Annotated in this window: 22 protein-coding genes; 15 read left to right on the top strand and 7 right to left on the bottom strand. The window is 76.7% G+C overall.

Annotated elements, in window-relative coordinates; genetic code table 11:
• Positions 1–76: 76 nt before the first annotated feature.
• Both ACIQVD_RS22830 and ACIQVD_RS22835 read left to right on the top strand, forming a co-directional pair.
• Positions 77–469, top strand: coding sequence for an STAS domain-containing protein (locus ACIQVD_RS22830; RefSeq protein ID WP_400680445.1), 393 nt, complete (start codon positions 77–79; stop codon positions 467–469).
• Positions 470–538: 69 nt separating this feature from the next.
• Entirely contained in the window at positions 539–976 is a 438-nt protein-coding gene (locus ACIQVD_RS22835) for an ATP-binding protein (RefSeq protein WP_400680442.1), read from the top strand.
• A 174-nt stretch (positions 977–1,150) separates the two neighbouring features.
• Here the strand turns inward: ACIQVD_RS22835 and ACIQVD_RS22840 are convergent, their stop codons facing one another.
• Entirely contained in the window at positions 1,151–1,555 is a 405-nt protein-coding gene (locus ACIQVD_RS22840) for an SsgA family sporulation/cell division regulator (RefSeq protein WP_400680440.1), read from the bottom strand.
• A gap of 239 nt (positions 1,556–1,794) precedes the next feature.
• On the opposite strand from ACIQVD_RS22840, the gene ACIQVD_RS22845 reads away from it, so the two are divergent.
• From ACIQVD_RS22845 to ACIQVD_RS22880, 8 genes are all read left to right on the top strand, one after another.
• Positions 1,795–2,274 (top strand): Dps family protein, encoded by a 480-nt coding sequence (locus ACIQVD_RS22845; protein ID WP_402291414.1) that lies wholly within the window; start codon positions 1,795–1,797, stop codon positions 2,272–2,274.
• Positions 2,275–2,521: 247 nt separating this feature from the next.
• A complete protein-coding gene (locus ACIQVD_RS22850) occupies positions 2,522–3,361 on the top strand; it encodes an STAS domain-containing protein (RefSeq protein ID WP_400680435.1) in 840 nt (279 codons plus the stop codon).
• Positions 3,358–3,735 (top strand): STAS domain-containing protein, encoded by a 378-nt coding sequence (locus ACIQVD_RS22855; RefSeq protein WP_400680433.1) that lies wholly within the window; start codon positions 3,358–3,360, stop codon positions 3,733–3,735. The genes ACIQVD_RS22850 and ACIQVD_RS22855 overlap by 4 nt, the downstream gene beginning before the upstream one ends.
• Positions 3,732–4,151: an anti-sigma regulatory factor gene (locus tag ACIQVD_RS22860; RefSeq protein ID WP_400680431.1), complete on the top strand. Its 420-nt coding sequence runs from the start codon at positions 3,732–3,734 to the stop codon at positions 4,149–4,151. Before ACIQVD_RS22855 ends, ACIQVD_RS22860 begins: the two co-directional genes overlap by 4 nt.
• A complete protein-coding gene (locus ACIQVD_RS22865; protein ID WP_400680429.1) occupies positions 4,139–5,326 on the top strand; it encodes an ATP-binding protein in 1,188 nt (395 codons plus the stop codon). The genes ACIQVD_RS22860 and ACIQVD_RS22865 overlap by 13 nt, the downstream gene beginning before the upstream one ends.
• 68 nt (positions 5,327–5,394) lie before the next feature.
• Positions 5,395–7,128 (top strand): ATP-binding protein, encoded by a 1,734-nt coding sequence (locus tag ACIQVD_RS22870; RefSeq protein ID WP_402291417.1) that lies wholly within the window; start codon positions 5,395–5,397, stop codon positions 7,126–7,128.
• Positions 7,125–8,762, top strand: coding sequence for a SpoIIE family protein phosphatase (locus ACIQVD_RS22875; protein ID WP_400680425.1), 1,638 nt, complete (start codon positions 7,125–7,127; stop codon positions 8,760–8,762). Before ACIQVD_RS22870 ends, ACIQVD_RS22875 begins: the two co-directional genes overlap by 4 nt.
• Before the next feature lie 105 nt (positions 8,763–8,867).
• Positions 8,868–9,224, top strand: coding sequence for an anti-sigma factor antagonist (locus ACIQVD_RS22880; RefSeq protein ID WP_400680423.1), 357 nt, complete (start codon positions 8,868–8,870; stop codon positions 9,222–9,224).
• A gap of 35 nt (positions 9,225–9,259) precedes the next feature.
• Here the strand turns inward: ACIQVD_RS22880 and ACIQVD_RS22885 are convergent, their stop codons facing one another.
• From ACIQVD_RS22885 to ACIQVD_RS22895, 3 genes are read right to left on the bottom strand one after another with little or no spacing between them, the layout of a single operon-like run.
• The gene (locus tag ACIQVD_RS22885; RefSeq protein WP_400680421.1) at positions 9,260–10,033 is read right to left on the bottom strand and encodes a phosphatase PAP2 family protein; all 774 of its coding nucleotides are present in this window, start codon (positions 10,031–10,033) and stop codon (positions 9,260–9,262) included.
• The gene (locus ACIQVD_RS22890) at positions 10,033–11,097 is read right to left on the bottom strand and encodes a YihY/virulence factor BrkB family protein (RefSeq protein WP_402291420.1); all 1,065 of its coding nucleotides are present in this window, start codon (positions 11,095–11,097) and stop codon (positions 10,033–10,035) included. The genes ACIQVD_RS22885 and ACIQVD_RS22890 overlap by 1 nt, the downstream gene beginning before the upstream one ends.
• Positions 11,097–12,764, bottom strand: coding sequence for a diacylglycerol kinase family protein (locus ACIQVD_RS22895; protein WP_400680418.1), 1,668 nt, complete (start codon positions 12,762–12,764; stop codon positions 11,097–11,099). Before ACIQVD_RS22895 ends, ACIQVD_RS22890 begins: the two co-directional genes overlap by 1 nt.
• Before the next feature lie 118 nt (positions 12,765–12,882).
• Here ACIQVD_RS22895 and ACIQVD_RS22900 point away from each other — a divergent pair, with 118 nt between their 5' ends.
• From ACIQVD_RS22900 to ACIQVD_RS22910, 3 genes are all read left to right on the top strand, one after another.
• On the top strand, positions 12,883–14,142 hold the full coding sequence (locus ACIQVD_RS22900; protein WP_400680415.1) for a phosphatidylserine/phosphatidylglycerophosphate/cardiolipin synthase family protein: 1,260 nt from the start codon (positions 12,883–12,885) through the stop codon (positions 14,140–14,142).
• Positions 14,143–14,229: 87 nt separating this feature from the next.
• Positions 14,230–14,499 carry a hypothetical protein gene (locus ACIQVD_RS22905; protein ID WP_100834777.1) on the top strand — a complete coding sequence of 90 codons (270 nt, stop codon included), beginning with the start codon at positions 14,230–14,232 and terminating at the stop codon, positions 14,497–14,499.
• A 61-nt stretch (positions 14,500–14,560) separates the two neighbouring features.
• Entirely contained in the window at positions 14,561–15,364 is an 804-nt protein-coding gene (locus ACIQVD_RS22910) for a DUF1206 domain-containing protein (RefSeq protein WP_402291423.1), read from the top strand.
• A 91-nt stretch (positions 15,365–15,455) separates the two neighbouring features.
• Here the strand turns inward: ACIQVD_RS22910 and ACIQVD_RS22915 are convergent, their stop codons facing one another.
• Entirely contained in the window at positions 15,456–16,979 is a 1,524-nt protein-coding gene (locus ACIQVD_RS22915) for a SulP family inorganic anion transporter (protein WP_402291525.1), read from the bottom strand.
• A gap of 316 nt (positions 16,980–17,295) precedes the next feature.
• Positions 17,296–17,655 (bottom strand): hypothetical protein, encoded by a 360-nt coding sequence (locus ACIQVD_RS22920; RefSeq protein ID WP_402291425.1) that lies wholly within the window; start codon positions 17,653–17,655, stop codon positions 17,296–17,298.
• A 331-nt stretch (positions 17,656–17,986) separates the two neighbouring features.
• Here ACIQVD_RS22920 and ACIQVD_RS22925 point away from each other — a divergent pair, with 331 nt between their 5' ends.
• Positions 17,987–19,210 (top strand): PP2C family protein-serine/threonine phosphatase, encoded by a 1,224-nt coding sequence (locus ACIQVD_RS22925; protein WP_402291427.1) that lies wholly within the window; start codon positions 17,987–17,989, stop codon positions 19,208–19,210.
• A 21-nt stretch (positions 19,211–19,231) separates the two neighbouring features.
• Here the strand turns inward: ACIQVD_RS22925 and ligD are convergent, their stop codons facing one another.
• A complete protein-coding gene (gene ligD / locus ACIQVD_RS22930) occupies positions 19,232–20,131 on the bottom strand; it encodes a non-homologous end-joining DNA ligase (RefSeq protein WP_402291429.1) in 900 nt (299 codons plus the stop codon).
• 246 nt (positions 20,132–20,377) lie between these two features.
• Between ligD and ACIQVD_RS22935 the strand changes: the two genes are divergently transcribed.
• Positions 20,378–21,514 (top strand): Ku protein, encoded by a 1,137-nt coding sequence (locus tag ACIQVD_RS22935; protein WP_402291431.1) that lies wholly within the window; start codon positions 20,378–20,380, stop codon positions 21,512–21,514.
• Positions 21,515–21,546 lie beyond the last annotated feature (32 nt).

A 21,546-nucleotide genomic window follows, 5' to 3' on the forward strand; every position in this document is an offset into this window, starting at 1 on the left:
CTACTGCGGCCCGGTGGGGGCCCGGTCGGACGGAGCGGCCGTCACCCGCCGGACCGGGGGCCACTACCATGCCGACATGACCGATCACACCCACGGTGCCACCGGGGCGGACCCGGCGGACGTCGAGACGGTGCGGGCGCGGGGCGAACTGGACTGGGAGGACGCCCAGGAGTTCGTCCGGCGGTTGACGACCGCGCTCGAACGCTCGCCCCGGCTGCTGGTGGTCGACCTCGCCGAGGTCACCTTCGCCGACTCCTCGGTGCTGCACGGCCTGCTGATCGCCCACGGCCGGATGGCGGACGCCGGCGGGCGGCTGGTGCTGGCCGGGCCGCTGCGGGAACCGGTCCGCCGGCTGCTCGACCTGGCCGCCGCCACCGGGTACCTGCACCTCGCGGCGGACGCCGAGACGGCGGTGCGAAGTGCGTCCGGGACGAGCGTCACCCGTTCGCCGCGCACTCCACCGGTGTGATCAACGCATCGTCCGGGCAGCCGGATCACTGAAGCACCGTTCCCGTCCCGTTCGATTCGAGGTCACCCGATGTCCCGTGCCGAGACCGACCCGACACGGCGGCACCCCCCGACCATCCACCGCCCCCGCCCCGGCCCCCGCCTCCCGGTGCGCACCGCGGCCGAGGCCCGGGCCGCCGTCACCGAAGCGCTCGCCCGGTACTGCGCGACCGGGGACCGCCTGCACGGCGACGCCTGTCTCGCCGTCACCGAGCTGGTCACCAACGCGATCCGGCACGCGGGCGGGGTGACCGGGTTCGCCGTCCGGACCGGCGGCGGCGGCCGCACCCTGACGATCGACGTCGAGGACGCCGCCGACGCCCGCCCGCACGGCGACGCCGCCAACCTCCAGGACCCCACCCGCCTGGGCGGCCGGGGCTGGCCCCTGGTCCAACTGATCTCCACCGACTGGGAGATCCACCCGCTGCCCGGCGGCGGCAAGCTCATCCGCGTCACCCTGAGCGCCTGACGGGCTGCGGCCGGGGCCGGGCGGATTTCCCCCGAACGAGTGACCGGCCGAGCCGCCGACCCGGCACTTGGCACCCCGCGCCCCGCGTCCCACGTCCGGACAGGCCGAAGCCGCCCGGCGCGGCGCGGCCGACAGGGCGGTGGCGGTGACCGGGGGCGGTGACCGGTGGTGGCGTCAGGCCAGCAGCCGGGCCAGCCCGAGGTCGAGGTCGAGGTGGTCGGACTCGGTGCCGGGGGGCACCTCGGCGAAGGTGTCGACGAGGAAGGCCGCGACCGTGTCGGCGGGGATGCTGATCACCGCCCGTTCGCCCCGGGCGCCCAGCGTGATCAGCACCCGGCCGTCCATGCCGGGGGCGATCCGGACGTCGCCTTCGCCGCTCGGGGCGCGGCGGCCCTCGGCGAGCAGTTCGCGGCCGAACCACCAGACGACGTCCTCGTCGCCGGGGCGGTGCGGCGGGAAGGCCAGCCCGACGCCGTAGGGCAGCGCGGGGTCGAAGCGCAGTTGGCCGGTGACCGGGACGTGGGGGTAGGGGCTCTCCGGGAGGGTGACGGAGATCGGCCTGGACACGGCGGCGGACATGCGGGTCCCCATTCCTGTTCGTGCTGGTGTGCCGGTGGCGTGCCTGCGGGAGCGACCCGGTCCCGGGAGGGGCCGAGCGGCCGGGGGCGACGCCAGCGCGGGTACCCCGGGCGGGGCGGTCCACGCGAACGATGCGAAACCGTTACCGCGGCGCGGGCGGGTTTCCGTTCCGCCGGGCCGGGCAGCCGAAGGGGCGGTCGGCGTCCGCCGACCGCCCCTGACGTGGAGAGGACCCGACGATGGACATCGCCACCGGCAGCCCGCTGGACGGGCACGACCGCGACACGGTCGGGGAGGCACTGCAGGGCGCCCTGGTCGACCTCGTGGACCTGTCCCTGGTCGGCAAGCAGGCGCACTGGAACCTGTACGGCCCCCGTTTCCGCTCCGTCCACCTGCACCTCGACGAGGTGGTGACGACCGCCCGCGACTTCGCCGACCAGGTGGCGGAGCGGGCGGCGGCGATCGGCGTCAGCCCGGACGGGCGGGCCGCGACCGTCGCGGCCGGCGGCCTGCCCGGGGTGCCCCCCGGCTGGCAGGTCGACACCGAGGTGGTGGAGCAGCTAGTGGGGGCGCTCTCCGCGGTGGTCGCCCGGATGCGTGAGCGGATCGCGAAGACCGGCGAGGCCGACCCCGTCACGCAGGACCTGCTGATCACGGTGACCGCGGCGCTGGAGAAGCACGCCTGGATGTTCCGGGCCGAGCACGTGCACCGGCCCTGAAAAGGCCCGAACCGGCCCGACCGGCCCCGTACCGGCTCTGACCTGCGGCACGGCCCGCTCCGGCACTCTCCGGGAGCCGGGCGCGGCGGTCGCGGAAAAAATTTCTCGGCCTCCCCTGCATACTTCACACTGGCCGGGACATACGGCGCGCGGTGACCCGGCCGATCGGCCGGGCTTGCCGCGTGCCGTCGTGCGGCGGACGGGGCCCCCGATCAGCGGGGGCCTTGATGAGCGAGGAGAACGCCTGATGGCGGTGGAGCATGCGTCCGAACGGCTCGTCGAGCTGCTGACCCGGGACGATGCGGTGCAGGAGCAGTGGGTGTCGGCCGTGGCCGCGTCCCTGGGCGGCCGGATCAGCCGGGCCGAGCTGGAGCGCGAACTGACCGACCTCTACCAGGCCCTGGTCCAGGCCCTGGGCAAGAGCGGCCTGGACTGGCAGGACGAGGCGTACTCGGAGGTGCGCGCCCTGCTGGTGGAGCTCTCCCGCAGCCGGGCCCGGTACGGTTTCACGCCCACCGAGACGGCCGTCACCGTCTTCGCCGGCAAGGACGTGCTGGAGCCCAGCACGGCCAGCACCGCCGAGGACATCACGGCCTACCTGCAGCTGACCCGGCTGCTCGACGCGCTCGGTCTGTTCACCATCGAGGCGTACGCCCGCACCCGGGAGGAGATCATCAGCGCGCAGGCCGAGCAGCTGCTCGAACTGTCCACGCCGGTGGTCAAGCTGTGGGAGAACGTGGTCGCGGTGCCGCTGGTCGGCACCCTGGACTCGGCCCGCACCCAGGTGGTGATGGAGAAGCTGCTGCAGAGCCTGGTGGACTCCGGGTCCGAGCACGCGATCATCGACATCACCGGCGTGCCCGCGGTGGACACCGAGGTCGCCCAGCACCTGCTGAAGACCGTGGTCGCCGCCCGGCTGATGGGCGCCGAGTGCACCATCTCCGGCATCCGCCCGCAGATCGCCCAGACCCTGGTCGCGCTCGGCGTGCAGTTCGGCGACATCGTCACCAAGGCCACCCTGCAGGACGCGCTGCGCCACGTCCTGCAGCTCAGCGGCGCTCAGGCCCCCTCGGGCGGCGCCCGGTGAGCGAGCGCGTCCCCGTCCTGAAGATCGGCCAGGTCCTGCTGGTCTCCATCCAGGTCGACCTGGAGGACCAGATCGTCCTGGACCTGCAGGACGACCTGGCCGAGCGGATCGTCGCCACCGGCGCGAACGGTGTCGTCATCGACATCACCGCGCTGGAGATCGTCGACTCCTTCGTCGGCCGGATGCTCGCCAACACCGCCGCCATCTCGCGCATGCTGGACGCCGAGACGGTGGTGGTCGGCATGCGCCCGGCGGTGGCGATCACCCTGGTCGAGCTGGGGCTCTCGCTGGGCGGGGTGCGCACCGCGCTCACCCTGGAGAAGGGTCTGGCCCTGCTGGAACGCGACCGTACCGCGCGTACGGGCCGCCCATGACCGGCCCCAGGGTGGTGGAGGACGAGCAGGCCGTACCGATCGGGTCCAACGACGACGTGGTCCGGGCCCGGCAGACCGTCCGGACGTACGCCCAGCAGTGCGGGCTGTCGCTGGTCGACCAGACCAAGCTGGTCACCGCCGCCAGCGAGCTGGCCCGCAACACCCTGGTCTACGGCGGCGGGGGCTCGATGCGCTGCGCCGCCGTGCGCAGCGGCGCCCGGGTGGGCGTGCACGCCGTGTTCGAGGACAGCGGCCCCGGCATCCCCGACCTGGACCTCGCGCTGACCGACGGCTGGACGTCCGGCGGCGGCCTGGGCCTGGGCCTGAGCGGGGCGCGCCGGCTGGTCGACGAGTTCGAGCTGCACAGCGAGCCCGGTTCCGGGACGAGGGTCTCGGTGACCAAGTGGGCCCGGTGACGCCCGCCCTGGCCGTGTGCGAGGACACCGTGTGGTTCCGGCACTCGGACTCGCTGCCCGCCGCCGCCCGCGGCGCGGCCCGGCAGCTCGCCCACCGGATCGGGCTGCTGCCCGAGCGGGTCGGCGAGGTGGCGCTCGCCGTCAGCGAGGCCGCCACCAACCTGCGCCGGCACGCCGTGGACGGGGCGATGGTGCTGCGCGTGGTGCGCACCGACACCGAGGCGGCGCTGGAGTTCCTCACCATGGACAGCGGGCCCGGGATGGCGGACGTGCCCGCGGCGCTGGCCGACGGCTACTCCTCCGGTCCGACCCTGGGCATCGGCCTGGGCGCGATCTCCCGGCTCGCCGACGCCTTCGACCTGCACTCGCTGCCCGGCCGCGGGACGGTGATGACCGCCCGGTTCTGGAACCGCACCCCGGCGGGCCGGGCCGCCGCGGCGGGCGAGCCGGTCGCGGCCGGGCTGACCCGGCCGATGAGCGGGCAGGAGCTGTGCGGGGACGCCTGGGCGGTGCGCGCGGTCGGCGCGGGCCCGTCGGCGGTCCCGGCCGCGCCGGCGGCGGCCGAGCCGCCGGGAGCCGCCGCGGCGGCCCGGCTGGACTGGTCGGTGCTGACCAACCGGGCGCCGCGCACCCACCTCGCCGCCACCCCGGAACGGGCCGGCGACACCGGCGCGTTCCTGCTGATGTTCTGCGACGGCCTGGGCCACGGCCCGCTGGCCGCCCGGGCCGCCTCGGACGCCGTCGCGGCCTTCCACCGCGGTTCCGCGCACCGGCCCGAGCAGGTGCTGGCCGACCTGCACCGGGTGCTGCGCAGCGGGCGCGGCGGGGCGGTCGCGGTCGCCCTGGTCGAGCCCGCCGAGGCCCGGGTGACGCTCTGCGGGGCGGGCAACGTCAGCGCCTTCGTCGTGGACCCCGCCACCGGGAACCGCCGTTCGCTGCCCTCCGCCCCCGGCATCGTCGGGCACCAGCTGCCCGCGCCGCACACCGTCCGGCAGGACCTGCCGCCCGGCAGCGCGGTGGTGCTGCACTCGGACGGCCTGACCGACCGCTGGAAGGCCGCCGACGTCCCCGGGATCTTCTCCCACCTGCCCGTCACCGCCGCGGCCCTGCTGCTGCGCGAGGCGGGGGTGCGCCGGGACGACGCGGGCGTGGTGGTCGCGAAGGGCGCCTGGTGAGCGCGCGCCCCGGCCCCTCCACCGAGCACGCGGTGGAGGTTCCGTCCGTACACCTGGAGAGCACGCCCGTGGGTACCGTGCAGGACACCTTCGCGCTGCGCCGCAGCGCCCGCGCCGTCGCCGACCTGCTCGGCGCGGACGGCCAGGACGCCGTCCGGCTGGCCACCGCGCTGAGCGAACTCGGCCGCGGCCTGCTCGGCGCCGACCGGCTGGCCGCTGCGTTCGACCTCCAGCCGGGGCCACCGGCCGTCCTGCGGGTCACCCTGACCTGGCAGGGCGGGCACCGGCTGCCCGAGGAGGCGCTGGAGGCGTCCGGCCGGCTGCTGCCCACCCACCAGGAGCACACCGGGGACGGCGGCCTGGTCCGGGTCGAGCAGCGGCTCGGTCCCGTCCCCGGGCCCGTCCCGGAGCTGGCCGGCCGGATCCGCGACCTGCTCGCCGCGCACACCGGCCCCAGCGCCCTGGAGGACTCCCGGGCGCAGACCCGCGACCTGATCGCCGCGCTGGAGCACACCCGGGCCCAGCGCGAGGAACTGCGCCGCCTGAACAGCGAGTTGGAGGAGACCAACCGGGGCGTCCTGGCGCTGTACTCGGAGCTGTCCGAGGAACTGGAGGAGACCAACCGTGGCGTGGTCGCGCTGTACGCCGAACTCGACGAGAAGTCCCGGCAGCTGCGCGAGGCGAGCGAGGCCAAGAGCCGGTTCTGGGCGAACGTCAGCCACGAGCTGCGCACGCCCGTCAACGCGGTGGTGGGCCTGGCCGAGCTGCTGCGCGCGGACGCCGACGCCCCGGCCGAGGAGCGGGCCCACCAGCTGTCGCTGATCGCCGACTCCGGCCGCACCCTGCTCGCCCTGGTGGACGAGCTGCTGGACGTCGCGAAGGCGGAGTCCGGCACCCTCGACCCGCAGTGGGCGCCGCTGGACCTGCGCGCCGTCCTGGCCCACCTGGACGGCACCCTGCGCGGCCTGGCCCGCCCCGGCGTCGCGCTGCGGATCGGCCCGGCGCCCGCCGGGCCGGGGGCGCTGCTCGGCGACGAGACGATGCTGGTGCGGATCCTGCGCAACCTGCTGTCCAACGCGCTGAAGTTCACCGAGCGCGGGTCGGTGGAGCTGGCCACCCGGGTCGAGGACGGCCCGGACGGCGGCCCGGTCCTGGTGCTGACCGTCACCGACACCGGCATCGGCATCCCGGCCGACCAGCAGGAGCGGGTCTTCGAGGAGTTCTACCAGGTCCGGGGCCCGCACCAGCGCGGCCGCCGGGGCACCGGCCTGGGCCTGCCGTACGCCCGGCGGCTGACCGAGATCCTCGGCGGCACGCTGCGCCTGGACAGCGAGCCGGGCCGGGGCACCGCGATCACCGTCCGGCTGCCCGCGCACCCCGCGCCGCCGGCCGACACCCGGTGGGCCGTGCTGGTCGCGGTCGACGACGACCCGGTGTTCCGGGGCGTGCTGCGCCCGCTGCTGGACGAGATCGCCGACCGGGTGGTGGAGGCGCACGACGGCGCCGCCGCGCTCGCCGCCGTCCGCGACGCCCGGCCGGACGGGATCGTCCTCGACCTGCACCTGGGCGAGGTCGACGGCTACCAGGTGCTCGCCGACCTGCGGGCCGACCCGGGGCTGCGGCAGATCCCGGTGGTCATCCTCACCTCCGCCTCGCTCACCGCCGCCGACCGGGCCCGGCTGGCGCACGCCCGCGCCGTGCTGCCCAAGTCCGGCCTGAGCGCCGCGCGGATCGCCGCCGCCCTGTCCGCCCCCCGCGCCGCCGCGCCGCGGCGACCGCTGCCGCCCGAGGACGGATCGTGACCAGCACCAGCCCCGACGCCGGACCCGCCACCGTCCTGGTGCTCGACGACAACGACACCACCCGGTACATCGTCGGGAGCTGGCTGCGCCGCTCCGGGCACACCGTCGTCGAGGCGGTCGACGGCACCCAGGCCCTCGCCCTGCTGGAGCGCACCCCCACCGCCGAGCTGCCCGAGATCGCCGTGGTGGACATCAGCCTGCCCGACATGACCGGCTTCGAGGTGTGCGAGCGGATCAAGCGGGTGCCGCGCACCTCGGCGCTGCCCGTCGTGCACATCTCCGCCACCGCGATCGAGGCCAGCGACCGCACCCAGGGCCTGCACCGCGGCGCCGACGCCTACCTGACCGAGCCGATCGACTCGGCCGAGCTCCAGGCCACCGTCACCGCCGTGCTGCGCTACACCCGGGCCCGCCGGCGCGCCGAGCGGCTGGCCGCCCGGGTCGCCGCCCTGCACCGCAGCACCCTCGCCCTGTACGGGGCCGCCGACCCGGACGCCCTGGTCACCTCGGCCGTGCTCGGCGCGGTCCGGCTGGGCGCCGCCCGGGCCACCGCGATCGCCCTCGGGCCGGACCGCGACACCCTGCACCTGGCCCACCACGACCCGGCGCTGCCCGAGGACGGCCCGGTGCGGCTGCTGGCGGCCCCGCCCGTCCTGCTCGACGTGCTCGCCCACCACACCCTGGGCGACGCCACCGGCACCGACACCGCCCTGCTGGACGCCGCGGAGTGGGGCGCCGTGCTGGCCGACCACGGCCTGGACGGCGCGGGCCTCCCGGCCGGGCCGGTCGCCCTGGTGGTGGCCCGCACCAAACCCGGCCGGCCGCTGCTCGCCGTGGTCGCCGACCGGGACGCGGTCGCCGACCGGGACGAACGCGGCCTGCTCCCCCAGCTCACCCAGGCCGCCGCGCTCGCCCTGGAGGCCCAGCGCAGCCAGGCCGAGGAGCACGCCCTGGCGCTGACCCTGCAGCGCAGCTTCCTGCCCAGCAGGCTGCCCGCCGTCCCGGGCGTCGAACTCGCCGTCCGGTACGAGCCCGCCTCGGCCCGCAGCGAGATCGGCGGCGACTTCTACGAGGCCATCGACACCCCCGACGGCCTGCTGCTGGCGATCGGCGACGTGGCCGGCCACTCGCTGGAGGCCGCCATGGCGATGGGCGAGCTGCGGCACGCGCTGCGCGCCTACGCCATCGAGGGCCACGACCCGCGGACCCTGCTGCACCGGCTGGACGCGCTGATGACCCGGCTGCGCCCCGGCCTGACCGCGACGGTGTGCCTGGTGCTGATCGCACCCGACCGCCGGCGCATCGAGGTCGCCAACGCCGGCCACCTGCCGCCGCTGCTGCGGCTGCCGGACGGCTCGACCCGCTACCTGACCGAGCACGGCATCCTGCTCGGCCTGAACGTCCCGCAGCCGCCGACCGTCGAGTACGCCGTCGAGCCCGGCAGCACCCTGCTGCTGGTCACCGACGGCCTGATCGAAGTGCCCGGCGAGCACCTCCAGGCCGGTCTGGACGCCCTGCGGGACGCCTTCGCCGACGCGCCGCCGGAGCTGGACCGGGCGGGCGACCTGCTGCTGTCCTCGTTCGCCCGGGCCCAGACCGACGACGTGGCCCTGCTCGTCGCCCGGCTCGACTGACCGCGTCCCCGGCCACCGCCGGGCCGCACCGGCTCCCGCCGGCTCCCACCTGCTCCCACCTGCTCCCCGTCCACCCGGAAGCCCCCTGCACCGTACGGAGCCCCCGTGCCCGAGTACGACCTGACCATCGAGGTCCGCACCCATCCCGTGGGGGCGACCGTCGTCGCGCTCGCGGGCGAGCTCGACTACCACACCGCGCCGCGCCTGCACCGGGCGGTGGAGCGGACCTCCGAGGCACTGCCGCTGGTCCTGGACCTCGCGCTGCTGAGGTTCTGCGACTCGCTCGGCGTGGCCGAGCTGCTGTTCGCGTTCCGCCGCACCCGGGCGGCGGGCACCTCGCTCGCCCTGGTCGGCACCAGCGCCGACGTCGGGCGGCTGCTCACCATGACCGGCGTGGACCGGCTGCTGCCGCACCACGACACGGTCGACGCCGCCGTCGGCGCGCTCCGCCCGGACGGCTGAGCCCCCGCCCCCGGTCACTCCTCGGGCCGCGCCGGTCAGCCCTCGGGGCGGGCCGGGCCGCCCGCGGCCAGCTCCGGCTCCAGCCCCTCGCTGAGCGGCGGCGGGACCGGGCGGCCGGTGTCGCGCCGCCAGCCCTCGAACGCCCAGGCGGTGGCGGCCACCAGGGCCACCCCGAGCAGCCAGCCGCCGAGCACGTCACTGACCCAGTGCACCCCGAGCGCGACCCGGGTGAACCCCACCCCCAGCACGCTCAGCCCGGCCGCCGCCCGGGCCGCCCACCGCCACCCCGGGCGCAGTGCCGGGGAGAAGACCAGCAGCAGCACCGTGCAGCAGGTCGCCGCGGTCATCGCGTGCCCGGACGGGAACGAGAAGCCGGGCGCGTGCGCGACCGGATCGGGCAGCGACGGGCGGGCCCGGGCCACCGCCGCCTTGACCGCCCAGCCGATCAGTCCGGCGGCGGTCGTGGTGGCGGCGGCCCACACCGCCAGCCGCCAGGCCCGCCGCCACAGCAGCCAGCCGACGGCCGCCGCGACCAGCAGCCGCATCGTCAGCGGGTCCCACACCCCGTTGCTGAGGGCGCGCAGCACCGAGAGCACGGCCGGATGGTCGCGCACGACGGCGTGCAGCCGCTGCGCCGCGCCCGCGTCGAGCCGGTGCAGCGGCCCCCAGTGCGCCTCGATCAGCACCAGCAGCAGCGCGGTCGGCACCGCGGCCACCGCGGACGCGCCGACGGCGGCGAGCAGCCGCTCGCCCAGGCGCAGGTCGGCGTCCCGCAGCTTGCGGTGGAGGAGGGTGGGGCGGCGGATCACTACTGGGTCCTCTCGGGGCCGGCGGGCGGGGCGGGCGACGGGTCGGGGTCGGACACGGGGGCCGACGGGTCGGGGTCGGGTGACGGGTCGGGGTCGGGGGCGGGCGTCGGTTCGGCGGTCCGCGCCTCGGCGGCCAGCGGGTCGGGCAGGACCGGGCCGGGCCGGCCGGTGCGGTCGGCCTCCAGCTGGGCGGCGAAGGAGAGGCCGAGGAACAGCGCGATCGCCGTCAGGTACGCCCACACCAGCAGCGAGAACACCGCGCTGAGCGGGCCGTAGACGGCGTCGAAGGAACCGCTCAGGCGCAGGTAGAGGCTGAGCAGCCAGGTCGCCGCCAGCCAGAGCACCAGGTGGACGCCCGCACCGAACGCCAGCCAGCTGTAGCCGGGCTGGCGGCGGCGGGGGGCCCGGCGGAAGATCACGGCCGCCGCGGCGAGGGTGAGCACCACCCCGACCGGCCAGCGCAGCAGGGTCCAGGCGGCGGCGGTGCCCGGACCCAGTCCGAACACCTCGTCCGCGGCGGCGGCGACCTGCGGCCCGGCCACCAGGACCAGGAAGCCGACGCCCAGCGGCAGGCCCGCGCCCGCCGCCATCAGCAGGCTGCGCCCGTACTTGCGGTCGAACGGCCGGTCCCGTTCGATGCCGTAGATCCGGTTCGCCCCGCGTTCGATCTGGGACATCGCGGTCACCAGGTTGGCCACCGCGAACAGCGCGCCGAACCAGAGCGCGACGGTGCCGCCGTCGCGGTGCCGGCTGCGGTCGAGCACCTCGCTGACCAGGCCCGCGCTGGACGCCGGGACCATCCGCTGGATGCTCGCCGCGACCAGCTGTCCCACCGGACCGCCGTGCAGCGAGGAGGCCAGCCCGACCACCGCGATCGCGAACGGCACCAGGGCCAGCACCACCTGGAAGGCCAGCGCCCGGGCGTGGCTGAACCCGTCCGCGTACCGGAACCGCACGAAGGCGTCCCGGGCCAGCGGCCACCAGGACTGCCGGCGCAGGGCCACCACGGCCTCGTCCGCGGAGAGGTGCTCCCGGCCGGGCCTGACCCGGCTCGCCGTGCCCATCAGGCCACTTCCCGCCGGGCGGCGAGGGCGCCCGCCGCGGGGTGGACGGGGGCCGCGAGGGCGGCCGTCCCGGGGGCGGTCTCCGGCGCGGCGGCGGGGACGCGGACCAGCAGGGCGTCCGGCCGGACGGTCAGGGTGAGGGTGCGGCCGTCGCCCACCGGGTCGCCGTCGCACTCGCGGGGCTGGGCGCGCTCGGCGGTGAGGGCGATGCGGCGGCCCCGGAAGTGTTCGAGCGGGGCGGCCGGGCCGGGGCGGTGGGTGCCGGTGAGCAGGGCGTGCACGGCCCGCCCCCAACCGCTCGGCCCGTGCGGCTGGACCAGGACCAGGTCGAGCAGCCCGTCGTCGGGCTCGGCGTCGGGCAGCAGCCGGACGCCGCCCTGGAGGGAGCCGACGTTGCCGACGACGGCGGCCCGCACCTGGCGGCGCACCGGCTCGGCGTCGTCCACGGCGACGGTCAGGGTGAAGCGCCGGTCGCCCAGGTGCCGGGCGGCGGCGAGCACGTACGCGGGCCAGCCGAGGCGGCGTTTGAGGGTGCGGCCGGTGTCGGCCATCACGGCGGCGTCCAGTCCCATCCCGGCCATGGTCGCGGCGGCCCGGGCGGGCAGGTCGTCGCCCTCGGCCCGCATCAGGTCGATCCGGCGGGTGCGGCCGGCCAGGGCGGCGTCCAGCGCGGCCTCGGGGTCGGTCGGCAGGCCGAGGTTGCGGGCCAGCAGGTTGCCGGTGCCGCAGGGGACGATCGCCAGGGTCGCGCCGGTGCCGGCCAGGACTTCGGCGCAGGCCGTCACGGTGCCGTCGCCGCCGCAGGCCGCCACCAGCCGGGCGCCGTCGGCGAGGGCCCGCCGGGCGGCGGCCCGGCCGCAGTCCTCGGCCTCGCCGGGCAGCAGCAGGGGCGGCCGGTGGCCGTGCGCGGTCAGCACGGCGGAGAGCCGGTGCAGCAGGGCGTCGTCCACCGAGAGCGGGTTGTAGACCAGCGCGACCCGCAGCGGGACGGCGGGGGCCGGGGTGGCGGGAGCGGCCGGGGTCCGGCGGGCGCGGGCGGGCAGCGCGCGGTGCACCACCCACAGGGCGGCCGCGCCGTTGAGCGCGCCGGCCAGCACGTCGGTGGGGTGGTGCATGCCCCGGTAGAGCCGGCTGGCCGCGACCAGGACCGGTACCGCCCAGGCCAGCGCGCACAGCAGGACCCGCCACCGGCCGCGCAGCAGGTGCAGCGCGAGCAGGCCGAGGCCGCCGTACAGCGCGGTGGCCGCCCCGACGTGCCCGGACGGGAAGCTGGAGGTGGGCAGCGCCCCGTCCAGCCGGGCGACGTCCGGCCGGGCCCGGTCCACCACGTGGGCGGCGGTCACGAACAGCGTCGCCTGGAGCGCCACCGCGCCCGCGAGCAGCGCCGCCGGGCGCCACCGGCGCCCGAGCAGCAGCAGGAGCGCGACGACCGCCGTCACCGTCACGATCGCGGGGGTGAAGGCGAGCGCGGACAGCCAGGAGCTGGCCGTGGTCAGCGCGTCGGTGCGGTGCCCGGCCAGCCAGGAGACCAGCCCGTTCTCGCCCGGGTCCCACCAGCCGCCCGGCGGGTGGGTGATCAGCAGCCCGACGGCGACCAGCGCCGTCCCCTGCCCGACCACCGCCGCCAGTACCCCGAGCGGTGCGGCCCGCCCCTGTGTCCTCGTCATGGGACCCGTGTCCCCCGGTCCGCGGTTTTCATCCCCGACCGGTCCGACCAGGCGTCGATCGCCGCGCAGCGGGTAACCGAGCGCCCGCCACAGCCACCGCCCCGGACGGAGGGACCCCATGACCACCGAGACCGCGCCCGAGCCCACCCCGGCACCCGCCGGGCCCGCGCTCGCGGCCGTCCCCGGCCCCTCGCTCACGGCCGTCCCCGCGTCACTACCCTCCGACCGCGGCCAGGTGCTGCGCCGCCGACTGGAAGGGCTGCTGGGCATCGCCGCGACCGAGGGCAACCTGCTGACCCCGCTGCGCAACGGCGACGAGATCTTCCCCGCCATGCTGGAGGCCGTCGACGGCGCGCGACGCACGGTCGACCTGATGACCTTCGTCTACTGGCGCGGCGACATCGCCCGGACCTTCGCCCGGGCGCTGGCCCGCAAGGCCGCGGAGGGCGTCCGGGTGCGGCTGCTGCTGGACGGGTTCGGCAGCCGGCTGATCGAACCGGACCTGATCGAGCTGATGGAGGGGTGCGGCGTCCGGATCTCCTGGTTCCGGCGTCCGGTGCGGCTGTCGCCCTTCAAGCAGAACCACCGCTGCCACCGCAAGGTCCTGGTGGTGGACGGCCGGACGGCGTTCACCGGCGGCGTCGGGATCGCCGAGGAGTGGTGCGGCGACGCCCGGCACCCGGGCGAGTGGCGCGACACCCACGTCCGGGTGGTCGGGCCCGCCGTGGACGGCATCGCCGCCGCCTTCGCGCAGAACTGGGCCGAGTGCGCCCCCGGCACGCTGTACGACGCGGCGGACCGGTTCGAGGAGCACGAGCAGCCGGGCGACTCGGTGGTCCAGGTGGTGCGGGGTTCGGCCGCCGTCGGCTGGCAGGACCTGCAGACCCTGATGCGGGTGGTGATCTCCTCCGCCGAGCGGCGGCTGCGCCTGGCGACCGCGTACTTCGCGCCCGACGACTACTTCGTCGGCCTGCTCTGCGACGCGGCCCGCCGGGGCGTCGCGGTCGACCTGCTGGTGCCGGGGCGGCACACCGACAAGCGGGTGTGCCAGCTGGCGGGCGAGCGGCACTTCGGCCGGCTGACCGCCGCCGGGGTCACGGTCTGGCGGTACGGGCCGACGATGATGCACGCCAAGGTGCTGACCGTGGACGGGACGGCGGCCGTGGTCGGCTCGGCGAACTTCAACCGGCGCTCGCTCGACCACGACGAGGAGGTGGTGCTGGCCGTGGTGGACCCGGAGTTCACCGCCGGCCTGGACCGGCACTTCGACGAGGACCTGACCCGCAGCGAGGCCGTCGTCCCGGAGCGCTGGCACCGCCGCGGCCCGGCCCGGCGGGCCCTGGAGGCGGCCACCGCCCCGATCCGGCACTTCCTCTGACGCCGAGCCCGCCGACGACGTCCGCAATCACGAACTCCCTTGCGGCGCAACCGGTTTGGAAAAATCCTACCGGGCAAAGCGACGCCCATGAGACGCATCACTTCGGTCATATCCGTCCTGGCCCACGCCGTTGCGGCCGTCCTGGTCATCTGGATCCTGCTGGACCTCTTCAAGGCCAACCAGGGGAACTCCGTCGTCAGTTGGTTCCACGACGCCGCCGACTGGCTGTCGGGCTGGTCCCGCGGCCTGTTCAGCGTGTCGAACCACACCGGTCAGGTCCTGCTCGACTACGGCCTGCCCGCCCTGGTCTACGTCGTCCTCGGCAACCTCGTCACCCGCGCCCGCGCCCTCGACTGAACCGGCCCGCGGCGATCGTCAGAGCAGTAGAGCGCAGGAAGAGCGACGGAGGAGAACGGCAATGGAAGCGAACAAGCCCGAGGGCGGTTCGGTGGACCGGGTGACGACGGTCGCCGGCCGGGTGGGTTTCGTGGCCCGGGGCGTGGTGTACGCCCTGGTCGGGGTGCTGGCCCTGCGGATCGCGTTCGGGTCCGGCGGTGAGGACGCCGACCGGCAGGGGGCCCTGCACCAGGTGGCGATGCAGCCGTTCGGCGAGGTGCTGCTGTGGGCACTGGCCGTCGGCTTCGTCGGGATGGCGCTGTGGCGGGCCTCGACGGCGGTGTTCGGCGAGGCCGGGCAGAAGAAGACCGGCTCCCGGCTGCTGTCGGCGGGCCGGGCCGTCTTCTACGCCTCGGTGGCCTGGGGAACGGCCGCGTACGCGGCGGGCTCCGGCGGCGGGTCCGACAGCGACTCGGCCTCCAAGGACTGGACGGCCACCGCGCTGGCCCAGCCCGGCGGGCGCTGGCTGGTGGGCGCCGTCGGCCTGGGGCTGGCCGCCGTGGGCACCGCCATCGCCGTGCGCGCCCTGCAGCGGCGCTTCCTGCGCAAGCTCGACACCTCGTCGATGCACCCGCGCACCCGCAGCGCCGTGACCGGCACGGGCCTGTCCGGCAACGTGGCCCGCGGCAGCGTCTACGCCGCCGCCGGGGCCTTCGTGGTGGTGGCGGCCGTCCGCTTCGACGCGGACCGGGCCAAGGGCATGGACGACACCCTGCGCTCCTTCGCCTCCAGTGCGGCGGGCCCGTGGCTGCTCGCCGCGGTGGCCTGCGGCCTGGTCCTGTACGGCGTGTTCTCCTTCGCCTCCGCCCGCTGGCGCCGCTTCTGACCGTCGACCGTCCCGGGCAGGCCACGGGGCCCGGCGGTACGCGTCCTGCGTACCGCCGGGCCCCGTCGTGTGTCGTGCCGGTCGCGGCCGCTCAGGTCGCGACGGTGAGCGGGGGCTCCCAGCTGACGGTGGCGGGGTCGTCGGCGGCGTGGCGGGCGGCCCAGGTGAGCAGGGCGGTGCGGCAGGCGTGGTCGAGGTGGCGCAGGCCGGTCCAGTCGAGTTCGACGGCGCGGCCGACCGGGAGCGATTCCAGGGCGTCCAGCAGGCGCGGCAGGCGCAGGAAGGTGGCGTTTCCGCTGAGCCGCACCTTCAACGGCCCGCCGGCACCGGTGCCGGTGCCGGTCCCGGTCCCGGCGTCGGTTTCGGCGTCGGTTTCGGCTTGGGTGAGGTCGATGTGCAGGTGGGAGGTCTGCCAGGCGCTCCGGGCCACCGCGAGGGCCACGCCGATCAGGACGCCCTCGAAGAGGGTGGTCAGCACGACGGCCCCGGTGGTGACGGCCAGCACCAGCAGCTCGCCGCGCTGGCCGCGCCACAGGGCGGCGGCCGGGCGCAGCGGGATCAGCTTGGCCCCGGCGTGGATCAGCACGCCGCCGAGCACCGCGAGCGGGATCAGCCCCAGGACGGCGGGCAGCAGCGCGGCGAACAGCAGCAGCCACAGCCCGTGCAGGACGCGGGACGCCTTGGTGCGGGCGCCCGCCTGGACGTTGGCGGCGCTGCGGACGATGACTGCGGTCATCGGGAGGGCGCCGAGCAGTCCGCACAGGGTGTTACCGATGCCCTGGGCGGTGAGTTCGCGGTCGTAGTCGGTGCGCGGCCCGTGGTGCATCCGGTCGACGGCGGCGGCGCTGAACAGGCTCTCGGCGGAGGCGATCAGGGCGAACGCGAGGACGGTGCCGAGCCCGGCCGCGCCCGCGACCGCGGCGAAGCCGTCCGCGGTGGGGAGGGCGACCGCGCCGAGCAGGCCGTCCACCCGGACCCGGGGCACGTCCAGGCCGAACAGCGCGGTGGCCCCGGCGGCCAGGGCCACCGCGGCCAGCGGCGCGGGCACCGCCCGGACGGCGGCGGGCAGCTTCGGCCACACCACCAGCAGGGCGACCGTGGCGGCGCCCATCAGCAGGGCGGTGGTCGCGGCCCGGCCGGTGAACCAGTCGGCGGCCAGCGCGGGCAGGTGGAGGATCTTCCCGCCGCCGCTGCCGGGGGCGGTGCGCCCGGAGACGGCGTAGAGCTGGCCGAGGATCAGGATCAGTCCGATGCCGGCCAGCATGCCGTGCACGACGGACAGCGAGATCGCCCGGAACCAGCGGCCGGTGCGCAGCAGCCCCATGGCGATCTGGAGCAGGCCGGCGGCCAGCACCAGCACGCCGAGCGAGCCGAGGCCGAAGCGCTGGACGGCGTCGAACACGAGGACGGTCAGGCCGGCCGCCGGGCCGCTGACCTGGAGGCTGCTGCCGGGCAGCAGGCCCACCACGAGGCCGCCGACGATGCCGGTGACCAGCCCGCGTTCGGCGGGCGCGCCGGAGGCGACGGCGATGCCGACGCAGAGCGGGACGGCGACCAGGAAGACCACCAGCGAGGCGGGCAGGTCCTGGCGCCAGTGCGCGAGCGCCCCGCGCAGGGCGGCGGCGCGGCCGGGGCCGGACCGGGCGGCGGCGCGGTCGGACGGCGGGGTGCGGTCGGGGTCGGGGCCGGGCGGCGGGGTGCGGTGCGGAGTGGTGTTCACAGCGCTCGGGCCTCTCCGGTCGGAAGGACGCGGGCGTGGTGGTGCACGGACGGTCGCATCGGGGTTCTCCTTCCGCCCGCCCGGCGTCGGCCGGACGGGGGTGCTGTCGGTGGGCAGCGGAGCGTGCCGACGGGTCGTCACAGCGACCGGGCGGCCCCGGGTTCGGGGGCGCGCCGGTGTCCGGACCGTCGCCGTCGGCTCGCGGGCCCGCTCAGCAGCGGAACACCTGGAGGCGCGCGAGCGCGGCCGGTCTGGACCCGCCGGCGGTCGTCGGGGCGGGGTGCGCGGGGGCGGTGGTGGTGTCGGGGGCGGTCTCCTCCCCCGGCCGGGCCGGGGGACGGGCGGGCGGGCCGCCGTTCACCCGGTGCCGGCCGGCGGACCGGCCCGCCGGGGCCGGGGCCTCCTGGTGGGGCGCGCCCTCCAGGTGCTCCTCCGCGACGGTCGCGGTGGCCGCGCGGGGCGCCCGGGCCTGGGCCGGGGGCCCGGCGGTGAGGACGGTGAGCACGGCCGCGAGGACGGCGGCCAGCAGCACGGCGAGGCAGCCGCCCCGCGCCCTCCCCCGTCCGGTCATCCCCGCCTCCCCCGGCGTCCGCCCGGCCCGGTCGCCGTGCCGTTCCAGCTTACGTACGGAACGTCACCGCGTAAGGGGTTTCGGAGATTCAAAGGCGAGTAAAACCCGCTGGTAGAACGGAATATGACGATCCGTCGAACAGTTCGGACACGGACCCGGGCCCGCGCGGGCGCTCACCCTGCGTGGCACGCGGCGGCGCACACCGGCGCACGCGCGCCGACGCGCCCCGGCGGCACGCCCCGGCGGTGCGTGGCGGCCCGCCCGGGAGGCGGGCAGGCTGGACGGGTGCGGGGGCGGACGGGCGCGGAGCCGGGAGCGGAGGTGACGGGCGATGGGCCGTGACGAGCGGGACGCGGCCGGGGCCGTGGTGCTCGGCCTGCTGGAGGACTCCCACCGGACCGGGCCGAGGGACCTGCCGGGGCTGTTGCAGGGCGCGGCCCGGCGGCTCGGCCTCACCGGCGCCTGGCTCTACCTGGCCGACGTGCAGGAGAAGTACCTGACCGCGCTGCCCGTCCCGCCGGAGGACCCGCGGGTCACCGGGCCGACCGGCCCCGGGCTGCTCGACGTCGACGGCTCGCTGGCCGGCCGCGCCTACCGGACCGGTGACGTCTGCACCGGCGGCGACCCCGGCCGGTGCGCGGTGGGCTGGCTCCCGGTCGTGGACGGCATCGGGCGCCTCGGCGTCCTCCAGGTGACCGCGCCCGTGCTGGACGGGGCCCGGCTCGCCGCCGGCCGGGCGCTGGCCACCGCGGCGGGCCTGCTGGTCGCCGTGCAGACGCCGTTCAGCGACCAGCTGGTGCGCACCGGCCGGCGCCGGCCGATGACCCTCCAGGCCGAACTCGTCCGGGCGTTCCTGCCGCCCCTGACGATCGGCAGCCGGCTGGTCACCTCCAGTGCCGTGCTGGAGCCCGCCTACGACATCGGCGGCGACGCCCTCGACCACAACCTGGCCGGGAACCGCCTGCACCTGACCCTGGTCGACGCGATGGGCCACGACCTCGCCTCCGGCGGGTGCAGCGCCGTCGCCGTCGCCGCCTGCCGCTCCACCCGCCGGGCCGGCGGCACCCTCACCGACATCGCCCGGGCGATCGACGACGCGCTCACCCGGTGGATTCCCGATCGGCTGCTGACCTGCGTGATCGCCGACCTCGACCTGGTCACCGGAGCGCTGTCCTGGATCAACTGCGGCCATCCGACGCCCCTGCTGATCCGCCGGGGCCGGATCGTCGCCCGGGCCCTGGAGCGCCCTCCGCACCTGCCGCTCGGCCTCCCCGCCGGCCTGCCCCGCACCGCACCCGACGTCCACACCGCGCGCCTCGAACCGGGCGACCGCCTGCTGGTGCACTCCGACGGCGTGACGGAGGGCCGGGACGCGAGCGGAGCGCCGTTCGGCGAGGAGCTGCTGGTCGACGTGGTCTCCCGGGCGATGGCCGACGGCCTGCCCGCCCCCGAGGCGCTGCGCCGACTGGTGCGGCGGCTCACCGCGCACCAGGGCGACCGGCTGCGGGACGACGCCACCGTCCTGCTCGTCGCCTGGCACCCCGGCGGCGCCTGAGCCGCCCGGGTGCCCCCGGTGTCAGAGCCCCTCCAGCCGTCGGCGCGCCGGTCCCAGCGAGCGGCTGCGGGCGGCGGGCCGCCACGGGTCCGGGGCCAGGAGGCGTTCGGCGAGGGTGGCGGCGGTCCAGCGGCGCGGGGTGAGGGCGGGGTCGTCCAGCTCGTCCCAGCCCAGCGGGGTGGCGACCGGCGCGCCGGGCAGGGCGCGGACCGCGTAGGGGGTGACGGCGGTCTGGCCGTAGCCGTTGCGCTGGACGTCGAGGTAGAGCCGTCCCCGGCGGGCCGCCTTGCGGGCCTCGGTGGTGAGCAGGTCGGGGTGCCGCCGGGCGAGCAGGTCGGCCGCGTCCCGGGCGAAGGCCCGGACCTCGTCGAACGGGGCGCGGCGGTCGAGCCGGACCAGGACGTGCAGGCCGCGCGAGCCGGTGGTCATCAGGTCGGCGGGGAGGGCGAGTTCGTCCAGCAGGCCGCGCAGCGCTCGGGCGGCGGCCCGGACCGGTTCGAAGTCCTCGCCCGACGGGTCGAGGTCGAAGACCAGCAGGTCGGGGTGGTCGGGCCGGTCGGCCCGGGAGAGCCAGCGGTGCGGGGTGACGCAGGCTTGGCCGACCAGGTAGAGCAGGGTGGCCAGGTCGTCGCAGACCGGGTAGTCGACGGTGCCGCCCGCCTTGGGCAGCTCGCTGCGGTGGATCCACTCCGGGAAGTGCCCGGGGGTGTCCTTCTGCACGATCCGGGGGCCGTCGATGCCGTCGGGGTAGCGCTCCAGCATCAGCGGCCGGCCGCGCAGCTGCGGCAGGATGCGGCGGGCGACGCGGCGGTAGTGCGCGGCCAGGTCGGCCTTGGTGAGGCCGTCGGCCGGGAACAGCTCCTTGTCGGCCCGCCTGAGCTGGATGATCCGCCCGCTCGCCCGGATCTCGGCGGTGGTCATGGCGCACCCCGTTCCCGGCCCGCCGGGGCGGGCCGTCCGTGCTCGCGCGGGCCCGGGCGCGGCGGTCAGCGACCGCCCCGGGCCGGCGCCGGTGCGCCCGCGTCTACCCCGCCGGGACGGGCCCGACACCCGCGGGGTCGGCGGCCCGGGTGTGGGGCGGGCCGGATCGGGCAGCCGCGCGGCGGAGGACGGACGGCCCCGGGCCGCGCGACAGCGGCGCCGGGACGGCGGAGGAAGGTGAGCACGATGGCCAGACCGCTCTGGAAGGGAACGCTGACGTTCGGGCTGGTGAGTCTGCCGGTGGCGCTCTACCCGGCGACCGAGTCGCACGCGGTGCGCTTCCACCAGTTGCAGCGCGGCACCACCGACCGGATCCGCCAGCGGCGGGTGAACGAGCGCACCGGCGAGGAGGTGCCGTTCGAGGACGTCGTCAAGGGCTACGAGATCGCCGAGGGCCAGTACGTCGTGGTGGAGCCCGCCGAGCTGGAGGAGATCTCCCCGGGCCGCTCGCGCACCATCGAGATCAGCGGTTTCGCCGACCTGGCGGAGATCGACCCGGTCTTCTTCGACAGGACGTACTACCTCGGCCCCGGCGACCCGGGGACCGCGAAGGTCTACCAGCTCCTGGTCGAGGCGCTCGGCCACTCCGGCCGGGCCGGGATCGCCGTGTTCTCGATGCGCGGCAAGGAGTACCTGACCGCGGTCGACTCCGTCGACGGGCTGCTCGAACTGCGCACCATGCACTGGGCCGACGAGCTGCGCGACCCGCACCAGGAGGTCGCCGACCTGCCCGCCCGGCGCCGGGACTTCCACCGCACCGAGCTGGCCACCGCCGAGCAGCTCATCGACATGCTCGCCGTCGACTGGGACCCGGAGGACTACCACGACAGCTACGAGGAACAGGTCAGGGCACTGGTCGAGGCCAAGGCGGAGGGCCGGGAGATCGCCCTGTCCAAGGGCGCGCAGCCCGCGCCCACCGACCTCTCCGAGCTGATGGACGTCCTGCACCGCAGCCTGGACGAGGCCCGGTCGAAGGCGGGCGGCACCCCCCGGAAGGGCTCCGGGGGCCGCGCCCCGGCCCGCGGGGCCCGCGGGGGCGGCGGCCGGGCGAAGGCGGCGCGGCCGGTGCGGGCGGTGCGGACGGCGGAACCGGCGAGGGCCGGGAGACCGGCGAAGGCGGCGAAGGCGGCGGCACCGGAGAAGGACGGCGCGCCGGGGAAGGCCGCGGCGGTGGAGGACCTCGCCTCGCTCAGCAAGGCCGAGCTCTACCGGCGGGCCGCCGCGCTCGGGGTCCCGCACCGGTCCACCATGACGCGCGAGCAGCTCCAGTACGCGCTCAGGGCCGCCGCCCGTCCCCGCCGGAACCTGAAGCGGGCCTCCTGAGCGGTGGCGGAGCCGGGGGCCTGCCGCTGGGC

This window comes from Kitasatospora sp. NPDC090308, assembly GCF_044769485.1.
Lineage (GTDB): Bacteria > Actinomycetota > Actinomycetes > Streptomycetales > Streptomycetaceae > Kitasatospora > Kitasatospora fiedleri.